23 protein-coding genes are annotated in these 21,942 nt (G+C 64.0%); 14 read left to right on the forward strand and 9 right to left on the reverse strand.

Going from position 1 to position 21,942, the window contains the following annotated elements:
* Positions 1-4: 4 nt before the first annotated feature.
* The 4 genes from ACNQOP_RS07250 to ACNQOP_RS07265 all read left to right on the forward strand — a co-directional run bounded on the left by ACNQOP_RS07250 (position 5) and on the right by ACNQOP_RS07265 (position 3,071).
* Positions 5-406 (forward strand): hypothetical protein, encoded by a 402-nt coding sequence (locus ACNQOP_RS07250; RefSeq protein WP_416403818.1) that lies wholly within the window; start codon positions 5-7, stop codon positions 404-406.
* Complete coding sequence (locus ACNQOP_RS07255) at positions 403-1,257, forward strand: serine/threonine-protein kinase (RefSeq protein WP_416403820.1); 855 nt, start codon at positions 403-405, stop codon at positions 1,255-1,257. Before ACNQOP_RS07250 ends, ACNQOP_RS07255 begins: the two co-directional genes overlap by 4 nt.
* 72 nt (positions 1,258-1,329) lie before the next feature.
* Complete coding sequence (locus tag ACNQOP_RS07260; protein ID WP_235518535.1) at positions 1,330-1,590, forward strand: GlsB/YeaQ/YmgE family stress response membrane protein; 261 nt, start codon at positions 1,330-1,332, stop codon at positions 1,588-1,590.
* 272 nt (positions 1,591-1,862) lie between these two features.
* Complete coding sequence (locus ACNQOP_RS07265; RefSeq protein ID WP_416403823.1) at positions 1,863-3,071, forward strand: hypothetical protein; 1,209 nt, start codon at positions 1,863-1,865, stop codon at positions 3,069-3,071.
* Positions 3,072-3,102: 31 nt separating this feature from the next.
* Here the strand turns inward: ACNQOP_RS07265 and ACNQOP_RS07270 are convergent, their stop codons facing one another.
* Positions 3,103-3,858, reverse strand: coding sequence for a ZIP family metal transporter (locus ACNQOP_RS07270; RefSeq protein ID WP_235518540.1), 756 nt, complete (start codon positions 3,856-3,858; stop codon positions 3,103-3,105).
* A gap of 221 nt (positions 3,859-4,079) precedes the next feature.
* On the opposite strand from ACNQOP_RS07270, the gene ACNQOP_RS07275 reads away from it, so the two are divergent.
* Together ACNQOP_RS07275 and ACNQOP_RS07280 are read left to right on the forward strand one after the other, a co-directional pair.
* Positions 4,080-4,685, forward strand: coding sequence for a TasA family protein (locus ACNQOP_RS07275; RefSeq protein WP_416403825.1), 606 nt, complete (start codon positions 4,080-4,082; stop codon positions 4,683-4,685).
* Positions 4,686-4,945: 260 nt separating this feature from the next.
* Positions 4,946-5,650 (forward strand): signal peptidase I, encoded by a 705-nt coding sequence (locus ACNQOP_RS07280; protein ID WP_235518543.1) that lies wholly within the window; start codon positions 4,946-4,948, stop codon positions 5,648-5,650.
* A gap of 161 nt (positions 5,651-5,811) precedes the next feature.
* Here the strand turns inward: ACNQOP_RS07280 and ACNQOP_RS07285 are convergent, their stop codons facing one another.
* Positions 5,812-7,089: an MFS transporter gene (locus ACNQOP_RS07285; protein ID WP_416403828.1), complete on the reverse strand. Its 1,278-nt coding sequence runs from the start codon at positions 7,087-7,089 to the stop codon at positions 5,812-5,814.
* 173 nt (positions 7,090-7,262) lie between these two features.
* Here ACNQOP_RS07285 and ACNQOP_RS07290 point away from each other — a divergent pair, with 173 nt between their 5' ends.
* On the forward strand, positions 7,263-8,000 hold the full coding sequence (locus tag ACNQOP_RS07290; RefSeq protein ID WP_416403830.1) for an IclR family transcriptional regulator: 738 nt from the start codon (positions 7,263-7,265) through the stop codon (positions 7,998-8,000).
* Positions 8,001-8,121: 121 nt separating this feature from the next.
* Positions 8,122-9,309, forward strand: a complete 1,188-nt coding sequence (locus ACNQOP_RS07295) for a 4-hydroxybenzoate 3-monooxygenase (protein WP_349469293.1) — start codon at positions 8,122-8,124, stop codon at positions 9,307-9,309.
* Positions 9,310-9,456: 147 nt separating this feature from the next.
* Here ACNQOP_RS07295 and ACNQOP_RS07300 read toward each other — a convergent pair whose 3' ends face one another.
* The 4 genes from ACNQOP_RS07300 to ACNQOP_RS07315 all read right to left on the reverse strand — a co-directional run bounded on the left by ACNQOP_RS07300 (position 9,457) and on the right by ACNQOP_RS07315 (position 14,232).
* Entirely contained in the window at positions 9,457-11,184 is a 1,728-nt protein-coding gene (locus tag ACNQOP_RS07300; RefSeq protein WP_416403833.1) for a DUF222 domain-containing protein, read from the reverse strand.
* A gap of 184 nt (positions 11,185-11,368) precedes the next feature.
* On the reverse strand, positions 11,369-12,238 hold the full coding sequence (locus ACNQOP_RS07305; RefSeq protein ID WP_416403835.1) for a class II glutamine amidotransferase: 870 nt from the start codon (positions 12,236-12,238) through the stop codon (positions 11,369-11,371).
* Positions 12,239-12,259: 21 nt separating this feature from the next.
* On the reverse strand, positions 12,260-13,660 hold the full coding sequence (locus ACNQOP_RS07310) for a glutamate decarboxylase (RefSeq protein ID WP_284986765.1): 1,401 nt from the start codon (positions 13,658-13,660) through the stop codon (positions 12,260-12,262).
* A 242-nt stretch (positions 13,661-13,902) separates the two neighbouring features.
* Positions 13,903-14,232 (reverse strand): hypothetical protein, encoded by a 330-nt coding sequence (locus ACNQOP_RS07315; RefSeq protein WP_416403838.1) that lies wholly within the window; start codon positions 14,230-14,232, stop codon positions 13,903-13,905.
* Between the two features lie 360 nt (positions 14,233-14,592).
* Here ACNQOP_RS07315 and ACNQOP_RS07320 point away from each other — a divergent pair, with 360 nt between their 5' ends.
* Together ACNQOP_RS07320 and ACNQOP_RS07325 are read left to right on the forward strand one after the other, a co-directional pair.
* The gene (locus tag ACNQOP_RS07320; RefSeq protein WP_416403840.1) at positions 14,593-15,390 is read left to right on the forward strand and encodes a DUF2382 domain-containing protein; all 798 of its coding nucleotides are present in this window, start codon (positions 14,593-14,595) and stop codon (positions 15,388-15,390) included.
* 124 nt (positions 15,391-15,514) lie between these two features.
* Complete coding sequence (locus ACNQOP_RS07325) at positions 15,515-15,715, forward strand: hypothetical protein (protein ID WP_416403842.1); 201 nt, start codon at positions 15,515-15,517, stop codon at positions 15,713-15,715.
* Here ACNQOP_RS07325 and ACNQOP_RS07330 read toward each other — a convergent pair.
* Positions 15,684-17,543, reverse strand: coding sequence for a glycoside hydrolase family 15 protein (locus tag ACNQOP_RS07330; protein WP_349469290.1), 1,860 nt, complete (start codon positions 17,541-17,543; stop codon positions 15,684-15,686). The two genes, ACNQOP_RS07325 and ACNQOP_RS07330, sit on opposite strands and share 32 nt — an antisense overlap.
* Positions 17,544-17,662: 119 nt before the next feature.
* Between ACNQOP_RS07330 and ACNQOP_RS07335 the strand changes: the two genes are divergently transcribed.
* The 3 genes from ACNQOP_RS07335 (at position 17,663) to ACNQOP_RS07345 (ending at position 19,309) form a co-directional block, all read left to right on the forward strand.
* Positions 17,663-18,562 (forward strand): SDR family oxidoreductase, encoded by a 900-nt coding sequence (locus ACNQOP_RS07335; RefSeq protein WP_257370706.1) that lies wholly within the window; start codon positions 17,663-17,665, stop codon positions 18,560-18,562.
* 108 nt (positions 18,563-18,670) lie between these two features.
* Positions 18,671-18,901 carry a DUF6458 family protein gene (locus ACNQOP_RS07340; RefSeq protein WP_235521211.1) on the forward strand — a complete coding sequence of 77 codons (231 nt, stop codon included), beginning with the start codon at positions 18,671-18,673 and terminating at the stop codon, positions 18,899-18,901.
* A 123-nt stretch (positions 18,902-19,024) separates the two neighbouring features.
* Entirely contained in the window at positions 19,025-19,309 is a 285-nt protein-coding gene (locus ACNQOP_RS07345; RefSeq protein ID WP_235521209.1) for a hypothetical protein, read from the forward strand.
* A gap of 23 nt (positions 19,310-19,332) precedes the next feature.
* Here the strand turns inward: ACNQOP_RS07345 and ACNQOP_RS07350 are convergent, their stop codons facing one another.
* Both ACNQOP_RS07350 and ACNQOP_RS07355 read right to left on the reverse strand, forming a co-directional pair.
* Positions 19,333-19,926: a histidine phosphatase family protein gene (locus tag ACNQOP_RS07350; RefSeq protein ID WP_416403845.1), complete on the reverse strand. Its 594-nt coding sequence runs from the start codon at positions 19,924-19,926 to the stop codon at positions 19,333-19,335.
* Positions 19,927-19,956: 30 nt separating this feature from the next.
* The gene (locus ACNQOP_RS07355) at positions 19,957-20,835 is read right to left on the reverse strand and encodes a helix-turn-helix transcriptional regulator (RefSeq protein ID WP_416403847.1); all 879 of its coding nucleotides are present in this window, start codon (positions 20,833-20,835) and stop codon (positions 19,957-19,959) included.
* Positions 20,836-20,993: 158 nt separating this feature from the next.
* Between ACNQOP_RS07355 and ACNQOP_RS07360 the strand changes: the two genes are divergently transcribed.
* Positions 20,994-21,878: an aldo/keto reductase gene (locus ACNQOP_RS07360; protein WP_416404081.1), complete on the forward strand. Its 885-nt coding sequence runs from the start codon at positions 20,994-20,996 to the stop codon at positions 21,876-21,878.
* Positions 21,879-21,942 lie beyond the last annotated feature (64 nt).

The raw sequence follows: 21,942 nt of genomic DNA on the forward strand, positions 1-21,942 counted from the left end.
AGCGATGACAATCGTGCTGCGTGAACCGAGTTCCACCCCCGTCGTCCACGATGACGTTGACGTCATCACTGACCAGGTCATCCCGGCAGGCCCCGTACATTGCGGTTCACGCATGGCGATTTCCGCTGGCCCGGCCCACGATGCCATGCAGTGGGTTTCCGTCGAACCGATCTGGCCCGAGTGGGCCTGCGGTTGCGGCTTCCGGATGGACATCGACGCCATAGATCCGGTGAGTGGCGTCTGGATCGCCGCCCTTCGTCGCCAGAGCCTGCAACATGAGCTGGCAATCTCCCAGAACACCCTGGCGCTCGCCTTCAAGAGGGCAGTCGATGCAGGAGTGGACCCCGTCGCCCTCGCCGAGGTGGCAGGTGTGCCTGCTGCCGAGATTGAATCACTGCTCCAATGACGCTCATGGAGACGGCGGCCGACCGCGCTGATCGCGGGGCCGCCCCTTCCGACGTGATCCTTGGAGGACGATATCGGCTGGGCAAGCAGCTGGGCGGGGGATCCGAGGCCTACGTCAAGGAAGCCCGGGACCTGGAGTCAGGCACCACTGTGGCCGTCAAGATCTTCAGGACCACAGCCAAGGACGCTCCCTTTCGACGCGAACTGGACATCCATGGCCCTTTGCGCCACAAGAACATCGCCAGGGTGGTGTCCTCCGGAAGCACCGAGGGCGACGACGTTCAAGGCGCCCACAACTACCTGGTGATGGAACTTGTGCGGGGCCAGGACCTGCGGACCCTCCTTGAGGAAGGGCCAGCCACGCCGGTTCAGACCGTTGGGTGGATGACCGGGATCGCAAGGGCATTGGCGTTCCTGCACCGGCGCGGGATTGTCCACAATGACATCAAGCCCGGCAACATCCTGGTGGATTTCGCCGGCGATCAGGGCGGCGCAGGAGTGGCCAAGCTGACCGATTTCGGCATCGCACTCAATGGGCGGCATCCTGCGCCGAGCTCCTCCTCCGGGACGCCGCACTATCTGAGTCCGGAAGAAGTCTGTGGAGGCACCTCAACTGCTGCCAGTGACATCTATTCGTTGGGCCTGGTTGCCCTCGAATGCCTCACGGGAACAAAAGCCTTTCCCGGCCCTCCCCTTGAGTCCATGGTTGCGAGGACCCTGGGCGAACCACGAATTCCCGGAACGGTCAGGCGGCGATGGTCCATGGTGCTTCATGCCATGACAGACCCCGACCCGGCGGGTAGACCGTCTGCCAGCCACGTTGTCGGTATGCTCCGACGGCTCGGCTGGTAGCCAACAATCAGGTCGATAGCGGCGTGCGCTCTCATGCCGAACTGGGACCTCATCACGAAAGAGAGATAAATAATGGGAATCATTGGCTGGATTATTCTGGGTCTGATCGCCGGCGCTATTGCCAAGGCCATCATGCCGGGCCGTCAGGGTGGCGGCTGGATCGCTACCCTGCTCCTGGGCATCGTTGGCGCCATCCTGGGTGGATGGATCGGCAGCGCGCTCTTCAACGTTGGCATCAACGAGTTCTGGTCGCTGTCCACCTGGTTGCTGGCCATCGTGGGCGCACTGATCGTCCTGGCCATCTGGGGCCTGCTCACGCGCAAGAAGGCGTAATCGACTGACAGCAAGGGAGGCCCCGACGCCGCGTTTCACGACGCAGGCGCCGGGGCTTTCTGGTTTTAAGGGGCCCTTTGAGTTTGAGGGGCCCTTTTGAGTGTCCCCTTTGATCTTCCCCCTTTTGAGGGCCGCCTGTTGAGGGGCCATGCACGGCGCTTTTCTGACCGCGGCCGGTCATATATCCCCCAGCCAGGCCCCGGCTGGGTGTGGCCCCGGGCCCTCCGCTACGCTGCTCGACGTCACCACCCACCGCACGCTAAGGGCCAACGATGTACTCTTCAGCCGCCGCCATCAAAGGTCCGCCGGGACAGAGCCCCAAACCAGGCACCCTCGGGACAGCCTTGGGCGCCTTCGGAGTCGCCGGCATCATGGGCATCGTCGCTGTGGTCCTGCATGGCTTGGGGCAGCAATCCCCGTATGTTGGCCCCGGTTACTCCGGCTGGGCCCAAGCGGCCGCGGATTCCCCGGCGGCTGCTGCAAGGTGGTTCCTGGGGGACATGACGGAGCCGCTCTTCTACAAGTCCGACCTCGCAGCCCTGGGGCTGTTGGCGGGAGCAGGGTTGGCCCGGTGGGTCGGCCGCCGACAGGGCCGCGTCGGGCGGCGGGAGAGCCTGGGTCCCTGGATTCTTGCGTCGGCTTCGCTGAGTTTGCTGCTGTCCAACGTGGCGTTCGGATGGTTGCTCGACGACGGGTGGCAGCCAACGTTCGTGCCTTTCGTTTGCGTGGCTCCGGCCGTGGTGATCCTCTACGGGGCCGGGTGGCAAACGTGCCTCACGGGCGCCGTGCTCGGTGCGGCCACCGTCACGCCCTTGGCGTTGATATTCATCCCCATCCTCGCCAACCCCCTTGGCCTGCCGCCCGTGGTGGCAAACGTCCTGGCGATGTCCGGGGGGTCCATTCTCTCTTTCCTGGTCGCACGACGGTTGCCCTGGCTTGTCCTGCGCGAGCGCGAGCCGGACCTCGGCGCGGAACGGAACCTGCCGGCGTCGGGCTTTAACCAGTCGCTCCTCGGGGAAGCCCTGTGGGCTGCGCGACGGGTCATCAGAGACTTCACGGAGACGCACTTCATCGCCAAGGGGTTCGCCAGCGTCGGCATGCTTTCCGGGGCTGTAGTGGCGCATGTCCTTAATCCTGGGTTGCCGTCCTACGGGTCCGGCCTGCTTCCGCACATCCTCTTTGCGCAAGCACTTACCTCCGCCATCGGCGTGGTCCTTTGGCGGGGCTGGTACCTGGATGGCGGCTGGGCTGCGACGTATGCGTCCGTGGTGTCCGTCGCCCCGGCGGCCGTCCTCGCCACCGGTGGTTCCTTTTTTGGCGTTGTGGGCGGGGCGATCCTGGGCGCTGTACTGGCCCCGCCGCTGGCCCGGGTTTTCTCCGCAAAGCTCCCCGCGGACTTCCACCCTGTCGTTGGCAACACTGCAGCCATGGCGGTATCGACGGCGGTAGCCGTACCGTTGCTTGGACTGCTGCCTGCCTGAGGCCGGGAGGCGGCCGGGTTGCGTCCGGAGGTCAGCCCCCGATGTGGTGGATCGTGAAGGCGCTAAGGAATCCGACGGCGGCCGTCAGGCCGGTCATGTTGTGGTGCTCCTCGAACGCCTCGGGAATCATCGTGTCTGCCAGCATCGCCAGGATGCCGCCGGCCGCAATGGCTGTAATGAAGGCGATTACCGATTCAGGCGCGTCCTCAAGGGCGGCGTACCCCACTAGGGCCGCAAGTCCGCTGAAGACTGCGATGCCAACCCAGGTTCCAAACACGTAAGCGGGGCTGCGGCCGGACTTCTTCATGCCGGCCGTGCTGGACAGGCCTTCGGGGACATTGGAGATGAAGACGGCGGCAAGCATCGCCGGACTGACGGCGCCACCGGCCAACAGCCCCACGCCAAGGACCACGGATTCGGGGATGCCGTCGATGAGCGCGCCCACGGCGATGGCCGTACCGCTGCCCGGGGAATCCTTCTCGGTGGGTTGGGGCTCACTGGAGCGCTTCCTGTGCTTCGCCCCCGCCCGGGCCAGGAGAACGTTGGACCCAACAAAGATCAGTGCCCCCAGAAGGAAGCCGAGGACCGTGGGGAGCAACCCTCCGCCGTTCACGGCCTCGTCCACCAGTTCGAAGGCGAGTGCGGAAATCAGGACCCCGGCGCCGAAGGCCATGACAGTGGAAACCACCTTGGCGGGCACTTTCCACATCCACGCCACACCAGCGCCAAGAACCAACGCCCCGCCTGCCAGCGTCCCCCACAGCAGGGCCTGTAACCACATCGGCATTGACTTGCCCTTTCATCGCCGGTCCATATGCATCAAGCAGTGTTTCATAAGGAACCTTAGAAACTGTAAAAAGTCTTGAGGTTTTCCTGAGGGACTGTTGCGGGTTTGCAGGATTGGTTCTTGAGGGTGGCCCTGCACAGTAGTTCTTGTCAGCCAGAGAGGCTGGAACGAAGAACGGCCGGCCGGTCTCACGGTGGCCTACCGAAAGGACACTGATTCCCATGGCCATCAGCCTCAAGACCACCTCCGGCAAGATCCTCGCTTCCGTCGCACTGGTCGGCACCGCAGCCGCCGTCGCCGGCATGGGAACCTACGGCGCGTTCACCTCCTCGACCTCCGCCTCACAGGCCGTCACCGCAGGAACCGTCACCATCGCCCTGGGCACCGGCGCCAACAACACCCTCAACGTCCCCGTCGCGGGCCTGCTGCCCGGGGACAAAGTCGAAAAGCTCGTCACCCTGGCCAACACCGGCAACTCCGACCTGAACAACGTCACCCTCACCACCTCCGCCGGTGCCACCGGATCCCTGCTCACCACCGACACCACCAACGGCCTGCAGCTGACCATCGAAAACTGCTCCGTTGCCTGGACCGGCGCCACCGCTCCCTACACCTGCGCCGGCACCAAGACCACCGTCCTGGCCTCAGGCCCGGTCATCGCCGCGAACAGTGTCCTGAACAACCTGACGTCCCTGACGAGCACCAAGACCGACAACCTCAAAGTCACCACCGCTTTGCCCGCCACCGCGGACAACACCTTCCAGGGCGCCACCTCCACCGTCGGGTTCTCCTTCACCGGCACCCAGCGCACGCAAACCACCAAGTAATCACCACGGCCCCGCGAAGGTCCCGAGAAGGCCCCGCGAAGGCCCCACGAAGGCCCCGCGAAGGCCCCACGAAGGCCCCGAGAGGGGGTCGGAAGGGGGCCGCACCAGACTCCGCCGGGCCTGATCGGCCACCCCCCTGCCTGATCAGGCCCGCCGGGTTTTTCCTGAGCCAGACTTGAGGAATTTCCGCAGTAAGCCTGAGCCACGCCCTGCAGACTAGAAGCAGAACAACAACCCCTCCCGGAAGGAACGCCAGGACAATGAGCGCACTGAGCACCATCACCACCCCCGCCCTTCGCGGCCGGCGTTCCGCCGCTTCAAAGCCTGCACCATCCCCAAAGACCGCCGCTGTGAAGCAGCCCGCAGCGGCCACAACCGTCCCCGCCGGTGAACGGAGCACGTTCCGCCGGATCACAAGCCTGGCTGTTAAGTCCGTCGGCGTTGGCATGCTGGTCCTGGCGGCGCTGGTTTTCCTGTTCCTAGCCATCGGCCCGCGGGTCCTGGGGTACCAGACTTCCACCATGCTGACCGGGTCCATGGCACCGCTGATCAACCCGGGCGACGTCGTCGTGACGGTTCCGACTCCTATCGCGGACGTCAAGGTGGGCGACATCATCACCTACCACATCCCGGTCGAAGATCAGCGGGTGGAAACCCACCGCATCACCGAAATCACCGCTACGGCCGATGGCGGCGTAGCTGTGCAGACCAAGGGCGACGCCAACAACGGCATCGACCCCTGGATCGCCACCTTGCAGGGCAAGACCGTGGACAAGCAGGTCGCAACCATCCCGTACGTCGGCAACGCAATCCGTGCACTCCGCGAACCGATGGTCCGGAACATCCTGATGTACGGCGCACCGGCGATCCTGGTCATCGGTATGCTCGCCTCCATCTGGACCAAGGACGGCAACAAGACGACGCCGAAGGGCGCCGCGGTGCCGCAGGCGGCCAGCGGTAAGTGAGGGACGGGGTGCTCCTGCCCTGGAACGGTGCAAGACGCAGGCGCCGGCCGAGGAGTTGGGCGACTCCCGGCCGGCGCTCCGTTTTCTCTCGACCTATCTCTCCATGCTGCTGGGAAGGATCCTGAGGAACTCCACCGCGCTCCCCGAACGCCGTCGTGGGGTTAGCGTCCGGCGAGCACGTTTGCGACGGCGGTTTTGACTTCGCGGGGCACCAGGACCAAGGCGGCAACGGCCAGCAGGCCGGCGATCGCGAAGACATAGAAGCCAGCAGGGTAGGCGATGTTGGCGGCAACCAATGTTCCCGTCACTGCCGGGCCGACGATTGCGCCGAGCCTGCCGACGCCGGCGGCGAAGCCCAGCGCAGTTCCCCTGAGCCGTGGCGGGAACAACTGGCTGACCCACGCATAAACGAGGACCTGGGAGCTGAAAACGAAAATGCCGGTTACGAAGACGGCGGCATTGAGCAGGAATTCGTTCGGGATCTTGACGCTGAGGATCGCCAGCAGCACTGCGGACAGTCCAAACCACAGCAAAACAATCTTCTTGGTACCGTGCTTGTCGGCGAGGAATCCGGCCAGGAACAGGCCTGCTACAGCGCCCAGATTAAGGACCAGCAGCAGCGTCAGTCCGGTGCTGACCGGGTACCCGGCGGCAGCCATCAGCTGCGGAAGCCAGGTGTTCAGCCCGTAAACCAACAACAAGCCCATGAACGACGCGATGCCGATGCCAACCGCAACCAGGGGGTACGGCTTCTGCAACAGGTCGCGGAACCCGGTCTTGGGTGCGGTTTGGCTGCTTTTAGCAGAAGGCACGACGGCGGCAGGCGCCTTGGTGGGCTGGCTGGACGCACCGGGGGCGGCTTCGGGCAGTGACTCGGGCAGCTTGGCCCAAAGGAACGGCAGGAGAACCAGCCCGGCAGCGCCGCCGATGATGAACATGAGCCGCCAGTTCGGAACGATCAGGATTGCCAGCAAAGCGGTGGCGACGGCACCAACGTGGTAGCCAGTCATGGTCCGGGTGGTGGACTTTCCTGCTGAACCCGCTGGCGCGTAGTCGTTCATGTAGGCCAAGGCTGCGGGAAGGCATGCGCCCAGTCCCAGCCCGGCGAGAAGGCGCAACACCGAGAACACTGCAACGTTCGGTGCGAACGCGACCCCAATGGTGAAGATTGAGAAACCGGCAACGCACGCGATCAGCAGCTTGCGGCGGCCGAACGTGTCGGAGAGGGGTGCAATGAACAGTGCGCCAAGTCCTACGCCCACCAAGGAGATGGTGGCGGCGAAGGTGGCTCCGACTGCATCGAATCCCAACTCCCCGGTCTTGATGAGTGTGGGTATGACGGTTCCCAGGACCACCAGGTCGAAGCCGTCCAGCACCATGGCTAGCCAGCACAGCCACACGGGCCATTGAGATCGGTGGGCAGATGGCATCGTTGGCATAGCGTCCTCGGTACGTCTGGGCAGTGCGTCTTGGTGATGGTCCCGGGCCAGCGGCGCGGCCTTTCGGGTATGAGAGTTGTATCACCGTCGCGTGTTGCCTGGCACACGTTCTACCATTGAATGAAGGCACCTCCGTGCTTTTTCTCAAGGACGCTCCAAATGAGGATGGCATCGTGGCTAACTCCGCATCCGGCGATTCCGTGGTGGACCGGGTCGTGCGGGTCATCGAGGCATTCCCTGAAGGTGTCACCACTCTTCAGCTGACGGAGCTGGCCGACCGGGCTGAGCTCCCTTTGTCATCGGCCCACCGGCTGATCCGTCAGCTTTCCCACCACGGGCTCCTCGACCTGGGGGCGGGCGGAACCGTCAGCCTGGGCTTGCGGCTCTGGGAACTCGTCAATCGAAATTCACCCACGCTGGCCCTCCGCCAGGCGGCAATGCCGTTCATGGAGGATATTCAGCAGGTCCTCAACCAGAACGTGAACCTTGCTGTGCTCGATGGCTGGGAGGCGCTTTTTGTTGAACGGCTCTCCCGTCGCGGATCGGTGGCCAACCGCGCACAAATCGCAGGTCGCATGCCCGTACACATTTCCTCAGCTGGCCTGGCCCTGATGTCCCACCAGTCGCGGGAGATGCAGGCCGAGTACCTCCGGCAGTTCCACGACCCGGCCGGGAAGGTGAGTGCCGACGTCGTACGCCACCTGCTGGCCGAGGCCGCCCAGCAGGGGTATGCGCAGCTGGCTGGCGTCGTGGATCCGGATACTTGGGGCATCGCCGTACCCGTGATGAACGGTAAGCGGAAGACGGTTGCCGCGTTGGGGGTCGTAGTGCCCCTTGCCGAGATGCGGCTCCAAGCGCTGGTTCCGGCCCTTCAGACTGCGGCCCGCGGAATCGGACGCCAGCTCGCCTAGCTGTCGGCTTCCGTTGAACGGAATTGCTGTAACGGTCATCACGCCTATGGGGACAGACTGATGCCAGACCAATACAGCCCTGGCCGAAGCGCCGGGATCCGCAACGAAGCGAGGAACAACCATGGCACGCACGCCCATCAAGACCCAAGTGGCCATTATGGGGGCCGGCCCCGCGGGCCTCATGCTCTCCCACCTTCTGGCCAAGCAGGGCATCGAGTCCGTGGTGGTGGAAATCCGCAGCCGCAAGGACATCCAGGAAACCGTACGGGCCGGCATCCTGGAGCACGGCACGGTGAACCTGCTGGTCGACTCGGGGGTGTCGGACCGAGTGCTCCGCGAAGGCGACCGGCACGACGGCATCGAACTGCGCTTCAACGGTGAAAGCCACCGCATCAACTTCAAGGAACTGGTCGGCGAATCCGTGTGGCTCTACCCGCAGACGGACGTTTTCATGGACCTGGCCGCCCGACGCGAAGCCGACGGCGGCGCCGTCCACTACAGCGTCACGGACACCACTGTGCACGACCTCGAAGGCAAGCCGAAGGTCTGGTTCACCAATGCCGACGGGCAGGAATTCGAGATTCAGGCCGACTTCCTCGTTGGCGCCGACGGATCCCGCAGCCACTGCCGCTTCCAGATTCCTGAAGCGAACCGCAAGTGGTACTTCCACGAATATCCGTTTGCGTGGTTCGGCATCCTTGCCGAAGCCCCACGCAGCTCAGACGAGCTGATCTACGCGAACTCGAACAACGGTTTCGCCCTGATCAGCCAGCGCACCGAGACCGTTCAGCGCATGTACTTCCAGTGCGACCCCAAAGAGAACGTTGCCGACTGGGACGACGAACGCATCTGGTCCGAGTTCCGCAAGCGCGTCAACGGCAACGGCTTCGAGCTCAAGGAGGGACCGGTCCTCGAAAAGATGGTCCTGCCCTTCCGCAGCTTCGTCCATACCCCCATGCGTCACGGAAACCTGTTCCTTGCCGGCGATGCGGCACACACCGTGCCGCCGACGGGTGCCAAGGGCCTCAACCTGGCCATCCACGACGTCAAGGTGCTCTTTGAAGGTCTCGACTCGTTCTACTCCAACGGCTCAACCACGCTGCTGGACTCCTATAGTGACCGGGCGTTGGAGCGGGTATGGAAGGCGCAGCACTTCTCCTACTGGATGACATCCATGCTGCACACCGTGCCCGGCGCCGGCGAGTTCGACCGCGCCCGCCAGCTTGGCGAACTCCACTCCGTGGTGACCTCGGAGCACGCCAAGGCGTACCTCGCGGAGTCGTACACAGGCTGGCCGACCTCACGCTGACGCTGCACCTGGCAGACCACCTCCAGCGCCCGACGTCGGGAAGTCCTCTTTGGGGCTCCCCGACAGTCGGGCGCTTGTTGCGTTAACTGCGCTCGACCTGAAGGTGGCCCAAAGGGTTTGCCTGGCTGGTCGCCGGCCCCACCAGCCTCAGGTTCTGAGTGGTGTGTGGTGGTGGTTGCGTCGTGGTGTTTGTGTGGGGTCGATGTGGGGTGGGGGGATGAACCAGGGGACGCCGGTTGTCGTGTTGATGGTCCATTGTTCTTGGTGGATGAGGTGGTGGTGGTGGGAGCAGAGGAGGGTTCCGTTTTCTGTTCCTGTGGTTCCGCCGTGGGACCAGTAGGTGATGTGGTGGGCTTCGCACCAGGGTGCGGGCATGGTGTAGTCGGGGAAGGCGCAGCCGCCGTCGCGGGCGGTGATGGCTTTGCGGATGTGGGGTGGGAAGATCCGGGTGGTGCGGCCGATGTCCAGGACGCGGGAGTCGGTGCCGAGCAGGACGGGGATGATGTCGGCGTCGCAGGCGATTTTGCGGATGGTGGTGGGGTGGAGGGGGCCGGTGAACGTCGCGGTGCCAGTGCCAGTGCCGGTGCCGGTGCTGGTGGTGGTCTTGGTGTCTGGGTTGGTGGGTGTGTTGGTGGGTGTGTTGCTGTGGGTGAGTTGGTCCAGGAGGTCTTGGTGGCTGATGGTGACGGTGAGTTGGGGTCGGAGTCCGCCGTTGGTGGGGAGTTTGCCGGTGGTCATCGCGAGGTTGCAGGCGCCGACGAGGCCGTCGAGGAGTTTTTGTGGCCGGGAGCGCCGGTCCAGGTCCGGTCCGGTGGTTTGGGTGGTGTGTCGGGGGTTGGTGGCGGTGTTCATGGCGGTGGTGAGGGTTTCGTATTGTTCGGTGGTGGCGAAGATTTCGAGGTGGTGCAGTCCGTAGCGGCGTCGGCGGCGGAGGAAGGTGCCTTGGAGTTGGCGGAGGGCTTCTTCGGAGGGTTCGGTTCCGTCTTGGTCGATCCTGTCGGTCCAGCGTTGGGCCATTTTGGTGAGGAAGTCCGGGTCGCTTTCGGTTGCGGTTCTGGTCAGGGCGTGTTCCATGCGGGTGGTGGTTTCGGCGTCGGTGAGGTGCCGGACTTTATCCAGGGCGGTGCTGATGATCGTGGCGGAGCGGGAGGGTATTTGGGCTGATCCGAGCGCGTCGGCGAGCGTTTCCCGTCGGGCGGGGAGGGGTTGTCCGGCTATTCCGGGCCGGGGGAGGACCTCGGCGGCGAGGGCGAGTCTGCGGCGGGCTTCGCTGATACTGATCCGCAACCGGGCGCGGAGGAACTGTGCGGCGTTCCGGTAGCCGTCATCGAGCAGGGCCGCGTCGCTGGTCCGGATGACCGCGTGAGCGTCGCTGGCCTCACCGGCCTGGCTGGGAACAGCCTGCTCCTGGGTGCCTGGCGAGGTGTCGGTCCATCCCGTGGACCAGCCGGGGGCGGCGGAGGACTGGGCGCCTCGAGCTTCATTCCGGGTCCGTTCCACAGCCTGGGCCGCGACCACCTGCAAATACTCCAACGACCGCGAAAGCTCCTCCACCCGCCCAGCAAAATCCGCAGCCTCAACCAGCCCAAGGAGCCGTGCTTGCCCAGGAGCCGACGCCCTCAGCCACCTCAGGGCGGACGCACTGTCCTCCAATGCGTCGGCCAGTTCAGGGGTGGAGTAATTTGTATCCGCAGGATCCAAGGCGCTTAACAGCTGTGAGACCTCGGACTGCGACGCCCCCGGATCGTTGGCACGGTCCGTGGTCGCCGTCGAACCTTCGAACAGGGCCCGCATCGGGTTAGTACCAGAATCGAGCGACAAGGCATCGCCGCGGGACGAACCCGTCCGCCTCTCCGCCTGCCTGCTGCTTCCCATACAGGAACCCTGTCACGCCGAACCTCCCCCGGATCAGCCCCTTTCCGGCCTATGTGGAAAACCCCGACAACGAGCCCGCACCACGAGCCCGCACCTCGAGCCCGAGCCACCACCCGCGGAGGCGGCAGGTCGCCGTCGAGCGTTACAGCCGTCGAGCGTTAGAGAGGTCCCAACCCGCAGCGGATTACGGCGTTTGCGAAGCCGCTGCCGTCGGTTCAAGATCCGCGAGCGTGAGGAGGCGGACGGGGTCGACGTCGAATGGCACCGTGGAGGTCACTGTAAGGTCCGCGCCAACATGGACCAGTTCGCCGGACGCCAGGGGGTGCCACCCAGGACTGTTGTCCATGGGCTCGGTAGCGAAGAGGACGTGAGGTGCTCGGGCAAGATCAGTGCTGCGGGAACTGATCCGCTTGCTCCTGGCATCGAGCGGGGCTCCGCGGTCCGGCGCTGTCGCGGGATTCCGCTTCAACATATAGAGAGGGTGGGTTGCTGGGTACCGGAGGGCCCACATGTCGGTCGCCGTGGAAAGGATGAAGTTGAGGCTGAAGACGGGCAGTTCCTGCGCAATCCAGTGGACAGCCTGCACAATGCCCGCACCAACATCGCCGCCGGCCAGCCGGGTTTCTGCAGTGATCAGCGCGAAGAACCGCTCGCTGTCGGATTGCCCCAGCACCAGTCCCGCGACTCCGAGCGATGTTAGTCGCCGGTCGAGTTCGTCCAGACCGTGAAGCACTCCGTTGTGGGCAAACAGCCGGTTGTCCTGCTCGAAGGGGTGGGTGTTGACCATAGTGAGCGCACCAGTGCTCGCGTATCGGACGTGGGCCAGGAAGGTGGTGCTCTTCAGGTCGCGCGCCTCGCGGGCGAAAGCATGATCCTCCCAGGCTGCCAACGGTTGCTTGGCCACGCGGGCCTCGCCCTCGGCGTCGTACGTGCCTATCCCGGCCCCGTCCGGCTCCCGGCGGCTTTGCACAGAGAGGCTGTCCGGGGCGTCCAGCAACCAGAAGGTGGCTCGTACCGGTCGGGCTCCGGCATGGAGTCCAAAGAGACGGCACATGGGTGCCTCCTGTTCACGGGGTCAGTGATGGAATCCTTCTGCTTGCTTGTCGCCGGGCATTGGCGCGGTGAGGCTGTCCAGGTAGTCGACCTCTTTCTTCAGGTCGGCGAGGAAACTTGAGGCGAGGTCGCGCGTGAAACCGTTTCGGACCACGATCCTTTGAACCGTGATGTCACTGAGGCCGTCGGGCAGGGGATAGGCAGGCACCAGCCATCCATTCATCCGCAATCGCTCCGACAAGTGGTGCAGGTTCCAGTGCTCGGTGTGGCCATCCGTGAGCTGCCAGGCGAAGACGGGAATGTCTGAACCATCGCTCCACAGCGTGAAGGCGTCCATGGCGCCGATTTCGTTGGACAGGTAAAGCGCGACGTCCCGGGAGGTCGCCTGAACCGACCGGTACCCTGCAAAGCCGAGCCGGAGAAAGAGGTAGTACTGCAACAGGACCTGGGCGCCGGGCCTTGAGAAGTTCAGCGCAAAGGTCGGCATATCCCCACCGAGATAGCTGACGTGAAAGATCAGGTCTTCGGGCAGTGCCGCTGCGTCCCGCCAGACCACCCAGCCCAAGCCGGGGTAGACCAACCCGTATTTGTGGCCTGAGGTGTTGATGGAAGCAACCCGCGGGAGCCGGAAGTCCCAGACCGTTTGTGGCTGCAGGAAAGGTGCCACCATGGCTCCGGAGGCACCGTCGACGTGGATGGGAATGTCCAGGCCGCGGCGTTCCTGGATGTCGTCGAGGGCCTGGGAAATCAGGTGGACAGGTTCGTAGACGCCCGTGTAGGTGACACCCATGATGGCTACGACGCCGATGGTGTTTTCGTCGACGTACCGGTCCAGGTCATGTCCGTCGAGCATGGGGTGTTCAGCGGAGACAGGAACGAACCTGGGCTCCACCTCCCAATAGTTGCAGAACTTTTCCCAGCACACCTGGACGGCGGAGCTGAGGATGAGGTTGGGTTTGTCGGTTGGCTTCCCTGCCTCGCGCCGGGCGTGCTGCCATCGGCGTTTCAACGCCAGGCCGCCCAGCATGCAGGCTTCGGAGGAGCCGATGGTGGATGTTCCGATGCTCTTTTCGGGATCCGGCGCATTCCACAGGTCCGCGAGCATCCGCCAGCATCGCGTTTCGATGAGTGCCGTTTGAGGGTACTCGTCCTTGTCGATCATGTTCTTGTCGAACGTTTCGGCATACAGCTGGGACGCTTCGGGTTCCATCCATGTCCCCACGAACGTCGCGAGGTTCAGTCGCGAGTTTCCGTCGAGCATCGCTTCGTCATGGACAACCTGGTAAGCCGTGGATGGCAGGGCCTCGCCCTCGGGCATGGTGAAGCGCGGAAAGATGGTTGACTCTCCGGGCCTGCTGAACAGGGGATTGAGCTCGACGGCGTTGTTCGGCTCGCGCTGTGACGTTCGATGGGATCTGCTCATGGGCTGGCTCCTAGGGGCTCGTCCTCGGGAATGGTCCGCGCGCTGCGGAGCAATACCTGTCTGTGGCTCACGCTACCTGCGGAAGCTGGCAAGCCCAAACACTGGCACGCGAACACTTGCGCCCACAATCACAGGTGCCTGGAGCGATCCGTGCGTCGGGCTTTGGCAGGCATACGAAAAGCGTCCGACGGCGGTGCTCGCCGACGGACGCTTCATGGCACGGGTGCCGCATGGGCGGCAGGCTAGTCCGGGATTTCCATCTGGAAGCCGCACTCATCGCAGTGCAGGACCCGGGTGTTGAGGTAGACCTCAAGCTCCGGATCGACGATGCGTCCGGTGGTGGCGGAAATCCGGTTTAGCTTCCCGGCGCCGGTGTGCATTGGTATCCCGCAGTGCAAGAAATGCTTTCCGAACTGCAGCAGTCCGGAGGATGGGTTAGGGGTGTTGAGGACATCGGCGACGTCGGCGACCGTTGCTGCATGCGCGCGGAAGGATCCGCACTTTCTGCAGTTGTAACCGACGCGGACAAGGCCCACCGAGAGGTCTGAATGGGCGTCGATGGTGTCGACCATGAGGTGTTGATTGGTGCGGCACTTTTCGCAACTGGGTTGGCGTGCCTGGTGGGAGGAAGAAAGAGGTTGCTGTGCTGACTGAGCAGTCATTGTGGACCCTGAAGGGTTAAAGAGAGGTGGATACCTTTGGCACAAGTACAGTTTCTCCTCATCGAGCGTAAGCTCCTGCTGGCCCGGATAGCAAGCGTGGGAATACTTGGCCCGGGGCCTTGCCAAGCAAATGCTAAGCATGCTTATCATTATTTGTTCCTTGAAGTCGATGGGTTGATTCAGTTCCCCGTCGGCGTCCGGAAATCCTGCCCGGTGATGCAGCCCGCTCGGCAAATCCACAGTAAGAGAACCGCATTCCAAGGAGACATCATGCTCGCGAGGGAAAACATTGACCGCCTGATGGGCCTGAATGGAAACGTCCGCACCACAGAGGGTGACAAGGTCGGATCCATCGGCACGTTCTACACCGACGATGACACCGGCGAACCCACATGGGTCACCGTCAAGACGGGCCTTTTTGGCAGTTCGGAATCGTTCATTCCACTCCAGGAAGCCACGGTGGACGGCGATGACGTGGTAGTTCCGTACAGCAAGGACCACATCAAGGACGCGCCGAGGGTTGCCGAAGACGGGCACCTCGACCCGGGCGAGGAAGCCCGCCTCTACAATCACTACCAGCTGGATGGTGGGACCGGATTTAGCGGACGGGATGACTACGCAACCCTCGACACCAACGCAACCCGCGACACGGAGGCGGTCCGCGACTCAGGGACAACCCGCGACGACGACGGCGCAATGACCCGCTCGGAGGAACGGCTCAACGTTGGCAAGGAAAGCCAGGCCACCGGCCGTGCCCGCCTGCGCAAGTACATCACCACCGAGAACGTCACCACGACCGTCCCGGTGCAGCGCGAGGAAGTCCGGGTCGAACGTGAACCGATCACGGACGGGAACTCGGGCGATGCCATGAGTGGTCCTGAACTCACGGAGAGCGAACATGAGGTAACGCTGCACGAGGAGCGTCCGGTGGTGGACAAGGAGACCGTGCCGGTGGAGCGCGTACGCCTCGAAAAGGACACGGTCACCGACGAAGTCCAGGTGGATGAGGAAGTCCGCGCGGAGCGCATCGATACCGAGGGCACCGTAACCGGCGAAACCCGCCGCTGACCACTCGTTGCTAGGCCCGCTCTGCGCCCAAAGATCACGTCGGAGGGTGCGGAGCGGGCCTCACAACACGGCTGCACGGTAAGTGCCGCTACCGCAAAGGCGCTGGCGATGGGACGATCTACGTATGGGCGAACAGGAGCGAGAGCAGCCCGACACGCCGTCGGGCACAGCGTCAGAGGACCGGGGAGACCCGACAACCCAGCAGATGAGGACCGTAGGGCAGCGCCGTCGGGAAGCCGAACGCAAGTTGGACCTGCACCTCGAAGAAGCCAGCCACAAGGGTGAACCGTCCGCTAGCGAAGGCGAGGATCATTCCGAAGCATAGATCCGCTGGCTGAGGCCGGATGCTTGGGATGGCCCATCGGCTGGTCGCTGCTGTGGGCCTCTCCGTGGTGCAGCTGCATGGCACTGTGGATGAGCGGGAAGTGGCTGAAAGCCTGCGGCGTATTGCCCAACTGCCGTTGGGTGCGCGGGTCCCATTCTTCGCTGAGCAAGCCAACATCGTTGCGTAGCGTCAGGAGCCTTTCAAAGAGTTCCGTAGCCTCATCCTTGCGGCCTATGCCCAACAAGGCGTCGACCAGCCAGAATGAGCAGGCCAGGAAAACGCCTTCGTCGCCGGGCAGTCCGTCGTGGCCGGAATCGGTGCGGTAGCGCAGCACGAAGCCGTCCTCGGTGAGCTCCTTTTGGATGGCATCTACCATCCCGACCACTCCGGGGTGCCTGTGCGGCAGGAAGCCAACACGGGGTATCAGGAGCAGGCTCGCGTCGAGTTCCTTGCTGCCGTAGGCCTGGACAAAGGTGTTGCGGGTTGTGTCGAAGCCCTTGGCCATGACGTCGGCGTGTATTTCGCTCCGCAGGGCGGCCCAGCGGTCGTGGGGTCCCGGCAATCCGGACGTGCGCACGGCCTTGACCATGCGGTCGGCGGCAACCCATGCCATCACCTTTGAGTGGGTGAAGTGCTGCCGCGGGCCACGCATTTCCCACAGGCCGTTATCTGGCTTGTCCCAGGCTCCTTCGAGGTACTCCATCAGTGCCACCTGGATGTCCCAGGAATTGTCCACGGTGCCCGCGGGAGAAGCGGCACGCGTGAGGGAGAGGCCGTCCAGCACCTCACCCCAGACGTCCAGCTGCAGCTGCGGAGCGGCTGCGTTGCCGGTGCGGACCGGCTGTGAACCTTCGTAACCGGACAGCCACGGTACGTCTGCCTCGGGGAGTCTCCTGGCGCCGTCGAGCCCGTAGACAATCTGAAGTTCGGAAGGGTCTCCGGCGATGGCGCGGAGCAGCCAATCACGCCAGGCGGCGGCCTCTTCCGTGTACCCGGCCGCGAGGAGGGATTGCAGGGTCAAGGTGGCGTCACGCAGCCAGCAATAACGGTAATCCCAATTGCGGGGACCGCCGATCTGCTCCGGCAACGACGTGGTCGCTGCTGCGACGATCCCGCCGGTGGGCGCGTAGGTCAGGGCTTTGAGGGTGATCAGGGACCTCTCGACGGGTTCCTTGTATTTGCCCGCCATTTCACTGCGGCCGATCCACTCAAGCCAGAAAGACCCGGTGGCCCCAAGGGCACGGTAGGGGTCGATCCGCCGTGGTTCCTTCTCGTGGCTCGGGGCCCAGCGGAGCACGAATGGGACCTTGTCTCCGGCGCGGACGGTGAAGTCGCTGTAGGTCCGGCGATCCCGGCCTTCGAGCGGGGCGTGTGTTGTGAGGTAGGCGGAATCAGGGCCGGCCACCGCGCTTATGCCGTGCTTTCCGTGCCGTACCCACGGCACTACCCGGCCGTAATCGAAGCGCAGGACCAGCTCCATGTGCATGTCCACCTCGCCGGAGAGCCCCTCGACGATCCGCACCACGTCCACTGCGTCATCGCGGACCGGCATGAAGTCGATGACCCGCACGGAGCCGCCGTCGACGTCCCATTCGGTTTCCAGGATCAACGTGTCTTCGCGGTACTGGCGGCGGGTGCAGACTCCCTCGCTTGGTGTCCCGGCGGGTGCGATCAACCAGCGGCCCGCTTCGGGGGAGTCCAACAATGCCGCGAAGCACGCTGGTGAATCAAACCGGGGGAGGCACATCCAATCAATGGACCCGCTCCGCCCCACCAGCGCGGCAGTGTTCAGGTCCCCGATCATCGCATAGTCCTCAATCCTGGCCATGGAAACGATCCTAGTCCGCGCCACCCCGGCAATGACCACCACGGTGATGCGCGGGAGGGTCTGGCCTCGCGTGGGTGGTCGTGCTACCAATGACCCAGGAACTACTTCCGGGAGAATCCATGGCTGACGATCTGCCTGTCCTTGTAGTTGGCGCCACCGGTTTCCTGGGTGGCCAGGTTGTTGATGAGCTGCTCAAGCGCGGCAAGAAGGTCCGGGCCCTGGTCCGGCCGCAGTCCAGCGCGGCGAAGCTTGAGGCGAAGGGCGTGGAGGTAGTCCGGGGCGATATGCTCGACGCCGGTTCCCTGATCACCGCGATGACGGGCGTGTCCGCGGTCGTCTCGACGGCTGCCGGATATACGCGGAACGACAAGAACGCCAAAGCCATCGATACCTACGGCAACAGCAACCTCGCGGTTGCGGCCAAATACGCCGGCGTGCCGCGGTTCGTTCTCATCAGCATCGTCACCAGCGACCAAACACCACAAATCCCGCACTTCTGGAACAAGAAACTGGCAGAGGACAAGCTGGAGGAACTCGGAGTGCCATTCGTCGCACTCCGTCCCGGGGCTTTCTTCGACCAGGTGGCCACCATGGGTGGCGGCAACCCCTTCGATAGAGGGCGGCTTACGTGGCTGGGTTCCAAGGATGTGCCGCTCACGTTCGTGCTCGCCAGCGACCTTGCCGGGTATTTGGCGGAGGCGGTGGACGCCGACGTGGCTGACGGGGAGAGGATCGATATCGGCTGGACCCGCCCGGTCAGCATCCTCGAGGTGGCATCCCTGGTTGAGAAGCACTCCGATAAGCCGGTCAAGGTCATGGCCATGCCCGAGCCCTTGCTCATTGGCCTCGGCAGGGTCACCTCAAAGGTCGTCCCGCTGGTCAGTGACATGGCCAGCATGGTGGCATGGTGGGATACCGGGAAATACGTGGCCGACACCAGCCGCCAGGAGCAGGTCTTCGGCCCGGTTCCCACCCCGGAGGAAGCAATCGCCAGGCTGGCGGCCCGCTTCGGGCGCTGAACACGGCATTCAGCAAATGCTGGTGGGACCGGCAAAAGATAAGTATCCTGATGACACGAATCCGGCCGAGGGTGCTACCTCGCGCTGGACAAACATGAGGAGCACGTTATGAGAATCGGTTCTTCCATTGCCCTGATCGCCATCGGTGCCATCCTGGCCTTCGCGCTCGCCCCCGGACTCATCCCCTTCCTGGACCAGGTCTTGGTTGGGTACATCCTGATCGTGGTAGGCGTCATCGGCCTGATCATCTCCATTGCCATGTCCAACAGGACCCGCCGCACCGTCGTCGAGCGGCGCACGGCGCCGACGACAGTAGTTGAGCATCGTCCCGAGGTCTGAGCGGCTAAGATTCAGCAGCCGACCTTAAGGCAAGAAAGGCACGACGGCGACCTTCCGCCGTCGTGCCTTTCCTCATGTCCCGCGGTGGACAGCAGGACACTGCGCACAGCGTAGGCTGCTTCCATGGAGAAGACATTCGACATCGAGCCCGTGAACCAGAACGAATACCTGGTGCGCTGGAGATCTGAGGGGCAAACCGGGGAATCCCTGGTCCACACCAACCCGGAATTCCTCGCCGAAGCCGGCCTGGACGGCTTCGACGAGCAGCTGGTGGTTGAGGAAACCACCACCTATCTGGCGGAGCACCAGCCCGTGATCGACTTTCCCCAAACTGTGGACCTGGAAGAGATCGCGGCAGCCTACGGGGACTATGCGGAGCAGCTCAAAGCGCGGCTCGGGGCCAGGTAGTTGGCGGGGCCAAGGCGGTCATCTCAGGCGCCGACGTCGGCCGTCACCCGTTCGCCGTTGAAGTACTCCAACTCCCAGCCGTCCGTGACGTGGTGGTGGGCAAGGTTCAGGACAGCGTTCTGGACGCTGTCCAGCGTTCGGCCGATAGCGCGATTGAGCGTCAAACGGATCAGGGTGCCGTGCGCAACCACCAGGACGCGCTTGCCGGCGAACTCACTGGCCAGTGACTCAAGTGCCGCCAGTCCGCGCGTGGCAGCGTCGTCGTCGCTCTCGCCTCCGCGGAAGCCGCCGGGGATACGCAGTGCCTCCAGCTCGGGGCCCGCCTGCAAGCCTTCCGCAGGCCCAAAGCTGCGTTCGATGAGGTCGGGAACGAGCCGCGAAACAGTGAGTCCAAGGCCCTCGGCGATGATCTCCGCGGTCTCGGCAGCACGGCCCAACGGCGAAGACACCACCACATCCCACTGCCGGTCCGACAATGCGGCCACCGCGTCGCGCGCCTGGCCACGACCGACGTCGTTGAGCGGGATATCGGTGGAACCCTGCAACCGGCGCTCTGCGTTCCAGTCGGTCTGGCCGTGGCGGACGAGGGCGAAAGTTGTTCGGGTCATGCTTTCCATTGTGCCTTGCGCCCAGGCGGGTGGTCGAAGTCAGCTCTCCTGGACGGCGGTCTCTGTCGTCTCGCGCTGGGTGGCTGCCCAGCTGGCGAGCATTTTCAGGGCGTCTTCTGAAGGTGAGCCCGGATCGGCAGTGTAGACGTTGATGCGCAGTCCAGGGTCGGCGGGAAGTTCCATTGCTTCGTAGCTCAGGTCCAGGTCGCCGACGACGGGGTGGTGGAGCCGCTTGCGGCCGGTGCGGTGGTATTTCACGTCGTGCCGGGCCCACCGCGTGCGGAACTCTTCGCTGCGGGTTGAGAGTTCACCGACCAGGTCCGTGAGGTCTTTGTCGTAGGGGTTTTTCCCTGCTGCGGAGCGAAGGACCGCGACGACGTCGTCCGCGCTGCGTTCCCAATCTGCGAAGAACTCCTGCGCTTTCGGGTTCAGGAAGGTGAACCGTGCACTGTTCGGCGGGGTGACCTTTTCGGCCATCATGTCCAAGTACAGGGCCCGGCCGAGTTCGTTGGCAGCAAGGACATCGCCACGGTCGTTGCGCACCCAGGCGGGCGCGGCGGTGATCGCATCGATGACGCGCTGCACGCTGGGACGCACCGTCTGCGGGCTGCGCTTGCGCCGCACCCGCGGGGAAGCGGTGGCAGCGCGGGCGAGATCAAAAAGGTGGGCCGTTTCGGCGTCGTCGAGTTTGAGCGCACGGGCGAGGGCTTCAAGGACGCTGTCGGAGGCGCCGGAGAGGTTTCCGCGCTCAAGCCGGATGTAGTAGTCGATGCTCATCCCGGCGAGCATCGCGACTTCCTCGCGGCGCAGCCCGGTAACGCGCCGGTTACCGCCATAGGCAGGCAGGCCGGCCTCCTCCGGCGTGATCCTGGCACGGCGGGAACTCAGGAATTTCCGCACGTCATCGCTCTGTGTCATGGCATCCACGCTACGCGCCCCCACTGGGACCAGGGAGGGACTGGCGGTACCCGGATCGACAGTGACTCCCGGAGCATAAGGAACCACTGTTGCATTGAAAGCACGAAACCTGCCACGGCCCTAATCCGGCCCACCTGCATACCGTGAAAGGCATGATCATGGAACTTACCCTCAACAACGGCGTAACGATGCCGGCCCTTGGTCTTGGCGTCTTCCAAAGCGCCCCCGAGCAGACAACGGCGGCCGTTGAGGCTGCGCTCGCTGTCGGGTACCGGCACATCGACACCGCCGCAGCGTATGGCAACGAACGAGAGGTCGGCCAAGGCATCAGGAAATCGGGACTTGACCGTTCCGAAGTGTTCATCGAGACCAAGGTCTGGGTGAGCGACTATGGCTACGACCAGACGCTGCACGCCTATGAGAAGGCTGTCGGCAAGCTCGCAACGGGTTACCTTGACCTGCTCATCCTGCATCAGCCGGCCCCCGACCGCTTTGACAAGACCGTCGCGGCATATAAGGCACTTGAAACCCTTCTGGCCGACGGTCGGGTGCGGGCTATCGGGGTCAGCAACTTCATGCCACACCACATGGAGCAGCTGCTCGACTCCACGACCATTGTCCCTGCAGTGAACCAGATTGAGCTGCACCCGTACTTTGCCCAACTGTCCGTCCAGGCAAAGGATGCCGAGCACGGCATTCTTACCCAGGCGTGGTCACCGATCGGCGGCATCACTTTCTACCCCGGCTGGGGCGGTGAGGACCGCCGCAACGTCATGCAGGACCCGGAGATTGCCGTCATCGCTCAGGCCCACGGGAAAACCCCGGCGCAGGTCATGCTTCGCTGGCACCTGCAGCAGGGCCGTTCGGCTATCCCCAAGTCAACCAACCCGGCGCGCATCGCCGGGAACTTCGACGTGTTCGACTTCGAACTTTCAACCGGGGAACTCGCGGCCATAGACGCTCTCGACACCGGCGTCCGCAACGGGCCTGACCCCGACGTGGCACGCGAAGAACGCTTCGCCATGGCCATCCCCGAAGCCTAAGAGCACATCACCGACGACGAGTACAACGGAGGATGACGCCGCATTGCCCTTCCCCCCTCTTACT

It is taken from the genome of Arthrobacter sp. LFS091 (assembly GCF_047977885.1).
Taxonomy (GTDB): Bacteria; Actinomycetota; Actinomycetes; order Actinomycetales; family Micrococcaceae; genus Arthrobacter.